Annotated in this window: 6 protein-coding genes; all 6 read left to right on the top strand. The window is 41.1% G+C overall.

Translation table 11 applies throughout. The features are described from left to right. Nucleotides 1–339 precede the first annotated feature (339 nt). Nucleotides 340–837 (top strand): cyclic pyranopterin monophosphate synthase MoaC, encoded by a 498-nt coding sequence (moaC, locus tag V7266_RS00520; protein WP_335465205.1) that lies wholly within the window; start codon nt 340–342, stop codon nt 835–837. Between the two features lie 35 nt (nt 838–872). Continuing rightward, nucleotides 873–1529 carry a redox-sensing transcriptional repressor Rex gene (locus V7266_RS00515; protein ID WP_335465203.1) on the top strand — a complete coding sequence of 219 codons (657 nt, stop codon included), beginning with the start codon at nt 873–875 and terminating at the stop codon, nt 1527–1529. Nucleotides 1530–1635: 106 nt separating this feature from the next. Then, on the top strand, nt 1636–2259 hold the full coding sequence (locus tag V7266_RS00510; RefSeq protein WP_335465201.1) for a YhbD family protein: 624 nt from the start codon (nt 1636–1638) through the stop codon (nt 2257–2259). A gap of 14 nt (nt 2260–2273) precedes the next feature. Then, nucleotides 2274–2996, top strand: a complete 723-nt coding sequence (locus V7266_RS00505) for a polymer-forming cytoskeletal protein (protein ID WP_335465200.1) — start codon at nt 2274–2276, stop codon at nt 2994–2996. 15 nt (nt 2997–3011) lie between these two features. Further along, the gene (locus tag V7266_RS00500) at nt 3012–3722 is read left to right on the top strand and encodes a cytoplasmic protein (protein WP_335465198.1); all 711 of its coding nucleotides are present in this window, start codon (nt 3012–3014) and stop codon (nt 3720–3722) included. A gap of 12 nt (nt 3723–3734) precedes the next feature. Then, nucleotides 3735–5246: an MDR family MFS transporter gene (locus tag V7266_RS00495; protein WP_335465196.1), complete on the top strand. Its 1512-nt coding sequence runs from the start codon at nt 3735–3737 to the stop codon at nt 5244–5246. The last annotated feature ends 41 nt before the right edge of the window (nt 5247–5287 follow it).

Raw genomic sequence — 5287 nt, 5'->3', positions numbered from 1 at the left:
GCTTTCCGCGGGCGTGCCGTGGAGGATCCCCTGCCCCGTACTCCCGCAGGAGTCGAGCTTATCCGATCCAATCAACATGGTCTAAAAATCAACGGTAACCTTTAACACAGCCTTTTATAAAAAACGGCTGTATTCGATTTCATTTATTTAGTGAAAAATTTCACTAAGTTTAAGCTTTTAAAATTACATTCTATACAAATAGTGTACCTTATAAGCGTAATGACAGCAATAAAGGAAGATTCACTGGCACTTTTTTCATGAAAAACGTATATTTCGCTCAAAGTTTCACACACATAGTGGTAAAAATAGTGTATTATTTTTTTGTAGGAGGATTTTTTTATGGCAGAATTTACGCATTTTAATGAAGAAGGCAGAGCTAAGATGGTTGATGTAAGCGATAAACCTGAAACGGCACGTACGGCTCTTGCCCAATCGAGTATTATCGTAAGTGAAGAAATATATCAAAAAATAACGAACCATGAAATGAAAAAAGGGGATGTCTTAGCTGTCGCACAGGTTGCAGCAGTAATGGCGGCGAAAAAGACTTGGGATATTATCCCAATGTGTCACCCGATTCCATTAACAGGGGTCAATATATCCTTCTCATGGGAACAGAATCAAAATGGGAACTTTCAGTTGCAAATTGCTGCAGCCGTTAAAACAAAAGGGAATACAGGTGTTGAAATGGAAGCGCTCACAGCTGCATCAGCATGCGCTTTAACCGTTTATGATATGTGCAAAGCAGCAGATAAAGGAATGATCATTGGACCCACTTACTTAGTTGAGAAAACGGGCGGAAAAAATGGTGACTTTAAAAGAGTCGAACCAGTTAAATAATATTATCAAATTTTTATAATGGGGTGTGGGAGATTATGAGTAATGAAACGATGAAGATACCACAGGCGACAGCAAAACGGCTGCCCCTCTATTATCGATTTTTAAAAAATCTTCATACATCAGGGAAACAAAGGGTTTCGTCTGCCGAACTAAGTGAAGCGGTAAAGGTAGACAGTGCGACAATCCGCCGTGATTTTTCCTACTTTGGGGCGTTGGGGAAAAAGGGATATGGCTACAATGTCAATTATTTATTGACCTTTTTCCGTAAGACACTTGATCAAGATGAATTAACAAAGGTTGCGTTAATTGGGGTTGGTAATCTAGGGACTGCCTTTTTAAATTATAATTTTTTAAAAAACAATAATACAAAAATAGAAGTTGCCTTTGATGTCGACCCCGAAAAGGAAGGAACAAAAATTCGGGAAGTTCCTGTTTATCCAATGGATGATCTCGAAAAAGTTCTGTTAGAGGAAAAAATATCTGTTGTTATTCTTACGGTGCCAGCACCTGTTGCCCAGATGATTACCGACAGGCTGGCAAAAGCTGAAGTGAGAGGGATCTTAAATTTTACTCCAGCCCGATTAAATGTCCCTTCAACGATCAGGGTTCATCACATTGACTTGGCAGTGGAATTGCAGTCTTTAGTTTATTTCTTAAAACATTATCCAACGGCGGAAGAGATAGAAGAATAATGAGTAAAAGGTGTTTCACTTACAAAAATTAGTGAAACACTTTTTTTATTACTTTACCAACGTAACAGTGTTATGTTACACTGTTTTCAGAAAGGGGTTCTCTATAATGAGCGACGAGTTAATTTCTAAAAAGGAGCTGCTGGAACTTGCTGGCATCTCTTATGGACAGCTCTACCGATGGAAACGGAAAGATCTTATCCCCGAAGAGTGGTTTATTCGAAAATCCACCTTTACTGGACAGGAAACATTCTTTCCAAAAGAAAAGGTTTTAGAGCGGATTAATAAAATCCAGACAATGAAGGATAATTTGTCTTTGGATGAATTGGCAGATATGTTTTCACCTAATATTAGTGGCTTAAAATTGGAGAAAGATGAATTAGTAAAACGAAACATTGTTTCATCTCCTGTTATGGATATCTATTTGGAAATGGATAAAGGAGGTCAACAGTTTACTTTTTCAAGAATGATCGAAGTTTATGTATTAGAGAAACTTTTACAGTCGGGTGAAATAAATTTAGATGAAGGTAAAATGCTGCTTCAGGTTTTAAAGAACAATACGCAGCTGATCAAACAGAAAAAATGCGAATTAGTGATCATAAGAAAACTTGGCGTTTCCTCCTGCTTGCTGCTCATTAATTCAGAAGACTTTTATTTTGAACCTGGAACAAAAGTGGTTACCGTCTTATCGATGATAACTTGCTTGGAAGAAATTAAAGCGAAATTACTATAAAAGGGAGAATGACGATGGATACGAATCAAAGAGGGGATCTAATCATCAATGGACTAGGTTCGTCCAATGGCGGACTTTTTTCTCTGGTTACACTGAATGGGGTTGGGACTGTTAATAGTGACATCGAATGTGAGGAATTAGACTGTAACGGATCCGGAACTCTGAAGGGGAATGTAGCAGCCACAAATGTAAAAGTTAACGGCAATGCCCGGTTTCATGGAAATATTGCGGGCGATAAGATAAAAGTGGATGGGACAGCTAAAATTGCACAGAATCTTTCGGTAAAAAACATAACAGTCTCCGGGAAAGTCAATGTTGAAGGCAAAGTAAAAGCGGAACAGATCACCATTCATGGGATTTTAACCGTGGGTGAAGACTGTGAAGCTGAGAGTTTTAAAGGGAAATACCGCTTTACCATTGGCGGACTTTTAAATGCAGATCAAATTGATTTGGAGGTTTATGGGGAATGCAAGGCAAAGGAAATAGGTGGGCAGACCATTACCGTTAAACAACATAAAGGGTCCTTTATTGGCGCTATATTTAAACCTTTTTACAAAACCCAATTAGAAACAGACTTAATCGAGGGTGACAAAATTGTGCTGGAAAATACCGTGGCAAAGGTGGTCCGAGGTCACCATGTTAAAATAGGTCCAAACTGTCAAATTGGTGTGGTGGAATATACGGATGAATTTTCTCAAGATAAAAATTCGGTTGTAGGGGATATCCAGAAGGTTTAGGAGGCGGGGAAGAAAATGGGTAAAGGAAAAAATTTAATTATTAATGGTTCGGGAAGCTACCCAGGCGGCATATATGATAAAATCAGCATCCGCGGTGAAGGGACCATTCTGAATGACGTGGAATGTTCCGCCTTTCATGTTTATGGAACGAGTGATGCGAGAGATAATGTGAAAACAGGCTCAGTAAAAATTATGGGTGAGGCCGAGGTTAAAGGGGATATGGCGTCCAACGATACACTTGTCATGGGTACGATGTTGGTCGGACGGAATGCCAGTTTGAAGAAGATGAAGGTATTTGGTCTGCTGGAAGTTGGTGAAAAGTTAAGCGGAGATGAAGCGACCATTAAAGGAAGTATCTCGGTTAAAGGAGATGTGGAATATGAGACGTTTGATTCTAGCGGCGGCTTCGACATTAAAGGATTACTAACAGCAGAAAAGGTTAAGATTGCGCTGCGATTTGGACAAAGCACAGCAGAAGAAATTGGCGGCGGCAAAATTTTGGTCAAAAGAAAGAAAAACTCGCTCCTTCCGTTTGGTAGAGAGGAAGGGACTCTAACGGCCAAGGTCATTGAGGGTGATGATATTTACTTAGAAAATACAACGGCTGAAGTGGTCCGCGGTAATACGGTAAAAATTGGTCCCGGCTGTCAAATAGGCCTTGTTGAATATACGACGGAATTGAAAAGTGATTCATCGTCAGCAATCAAATCTAAGACAAAAGTGTAAAGGGGTAATCGAATGGCTGCAAAGGAAAGTAAGTTAGGGCTGGTCGTTGCAGGATTGTTACTGGGGATTCTGATGGCTTCGATGGATAATACGATTGTTGTAACGGCTATGGGAACCATTGTTGGTGACCTTGGCGGACTGGAGAGCTTTGTCTGGGTGGTTTCAGCCTACATGGTGGCAGAGATGGCCGGGATGCCGATTTTTGGAAAGTTATCCGATATGTATGGACGGAAACGATTCTTCATCATGGGATTGATTTTATTTATGATCGGCTCTGCTTTATGCGGTACTGCTGAAACCATTACTCAGTTAAGCATCTACCGGGCCATTCAGGGTATTGGCGGAGGAGCTTTAGTTCCGATTGCTTTTACCATCATGTTTGATTTATTTCCTCCTGAAAGGCGCGGGAAAATGGGCGGATTGTTTGGGGCTGTTTTTGGATTATCAAGTATCTTCGGTCCGTTATTAGGGGCCTATATTACCGACCATATCAGCTGGCACTGGATTTTTTATATCAATTTGCCACTTGGTATTCTTTCCTTAGTCTTTGTGTCAATAGCCTATAAGGAATCGCCCATTCACCAAAAACAGATCATTGACTGGTGGGGGGCTATTACTCTAATTGGCTCCGTTGTTTGTTTAATGTTTGCCCTTGAGCTTGGCGGGCAGAAATATGATTGGGATTCTACTATTATTTTGAGCTTATTTGCTGGCTTTGCGGTCTTACTATTACTCTTTCTGTACGCTGAGACGAGGGCAAAGGATCCAATTATTTCGTTTGCAATGTTTAAGAATCGTCTGTTTGCCGGGAGTACACTTGTCAGCTTATTTTATGGAGCGGCATTTATGGCAGCTACTGTGTATATTCCCATCTTTGTGCAAGGGGTTTACGGCGGGACAGCGACGAATTCAGGGCTGATTTTATTGCCGATGATGCTCGGGTCAGTGGTGACTGCCCAGGCAGGCGGCTTTTTGACGACGAAGATGAGTTACCGTAACATCATGTTTTTATCTGGGGTTATTTTGATTATTGGATTTTTGCTGTTAAGCAACATCTCTCCGGACACAAGCAGGGCATTGCTGACGGCTTATATGATTGTTATCGGGTTAGGCGTCGGGTTTTCCTTCTCGGTGTTAAGCATGGCGGCGATTCATCCATTTGGCATGGAGCAGAGGGGATCAGCTACTTCTACGAGTAACTTTATCCGTTCACTTGGAATGACAATTGGCATAACCATCTTTGGGACCATCCAAAGAAGTAATCTTAACGAGGGGCTCAAAGATGCCTTTTCTGGAATGGGTCAGATGAATGGTCAGCCGTTTGGCGATTCACGGTCATTGTTATCAGAAGGAGCCAGAAGTCACATCCCGCCACAAATTTTAGACAAAATCACAGATGCCCTATCAAGCTCAATCGTTCACACCTTTACATGGGCACTAGTCCCTGCTGGAATCGCCTTCCTCTTTATCTTTATCCTCGGCAAAGATCGACTTAGAATACACACACAATCGGCATCGAAATAATAGAAAAGGTGACAGGCACCCATGGGTGCCTGTCACCTTTT

The sequence above is a fragment of the Neobacillus drentensis genome (assembly GCF_036965645.1).
In the GTDB taxonomy this organism is placed as follows: domain Bacteria; phylum Bacillota; class Bacilli; order Bacillales; family Cytobacillaceae; genus Neobacillus; species Neobacillus drentensis_D.
Note: the sequence above shows the minus strand (reverse complement) of the source record. Positions and strands in the feature narration are given on the sequence as shown.